The organism is Mesorhizobium sp. M7A.F.Ca.CA.004.06.1.1 (genome assembly GCF_003999135.1).
Classification (GTDB): domain Bacteria; phylum Pseudomonadota; class Alphaproteobacteria; order Rhizobiales; family Rhizobiaceae; genus Mesorhizobium.
Window position 1 is genome coordinate 1 of sequence record NZ_RZPQ01001132.1, and the last position, 1,245, is coordinate 1,245.

General features: G+C 59.5%; 1 pseudogene. It reads right to left on the reverse strand.

What is annotated here, in order from left to right:
- Positions 1–673, reverse strand: a pseudogene (locus EN906_RS34485) (excinuclease ABC subunit A); the annotation flags it as partial.
- Positions 674–1,245 lie beyond the last annotated feature (572 nt).

A 1,245-nucleotide genomic window follows, 5' to 3' on the forward strand; every position in this document is an offset into this window, starting at 1 on the left:
CGATGGAATCGGCAAGCCGCGTCGCCAGATCGCCGCGCACGACGATGCGGTCGACAACGACGTCGAGGTCATGCTTGTACTTCTTGTCCAGCGCCGGCACGTCGGCGATTTCGTAGAAGACGCCATCGACCTTGACGCGCTGAAAGCCCTTCTTCTGCAGTTCCAGCAATTCCTTGCGGTACTCGCCTTTGCGGCCGCGCACCATCGGCGCCAGGATGAACAGGCGCGTGCCTTCCTCGATCGCCAGCACGCGGTCGACCATCTGCGAAACCGTCTGGCTCTCGATCGGCAGGCCGGTGGCCGGCGAATAGGGGATGCCAACGCGGGCGAACAGCAGCCGCATATAGTCGTAGATCTCGGTGACGGTGCCGACCGTCGAACGCGGGTTCTTCGAGGTGGTCTTCTGCTCGATGGAAATGGCGGGCGACAGGCCGTCGATCTGGTCGACGTCGGGTTTCTGCATCATTTCGAGGAATTGCCGCGCGTAGGCCGACAGGCTTTCGACATAGCGGCGCTGGCCCTCGGCATAGATCGTGTCGAAGGCAAGCGATGACTTGCCGGACCCCGACAGGCCGGTCATGACAATCAGGCTGTCACGCGGCAAGTCGAGATCGACATTCTTCAGATTGTGTTCGCGCGCCCCGCGAATGGAAAGATATTTATGGTCGGCCATAGCCGGTCGCCGCCTCAGAATCTGGAATTTCCTGGAATGGCGGGTTTTCCCGGCCATCCCCTATGTAGGTAGTTTTGCCGCCACGTCGAGATACGCCACAATTCCCGACGAGAGCGTTTAAGCGTCTTTCGCGTGAACGGGCAAGCGGAAAGAACAAAGGCCGAACACGCTCCTGACAAAGCTGTGCAAAAACTGACTTGCACGTAACCTCCCGGCGATCACATTTTTCGGTAACCGGCTATTGATGGTTGACGCCACCAGCTGACGGGAGCAGTCTCCAGCAGTCAACGAAGACGGCCGTCTTTCGATGGCCTCGCCGCCCAAAGGCGGCCTGCGAGACGCCGCAGGCATTTGCGATTTGTGCTTCGAATTGACAACAATCGCAACGGACAGAGGAGCGGAGCTATGACGCCACCGGATCGTCCCCTAGGGTTCCAGTTGTCACTGGAGCCGAGGCAGGCATAAGTGCCAGGGTTCAGCGTTTTCGCCAGCCGGCAAACCGTGACCTGCCATCTCTCGTAAAAATCAGAGACTACTAGTCGGATCGTCGGCTGAATGCCGCGGTGCATCCG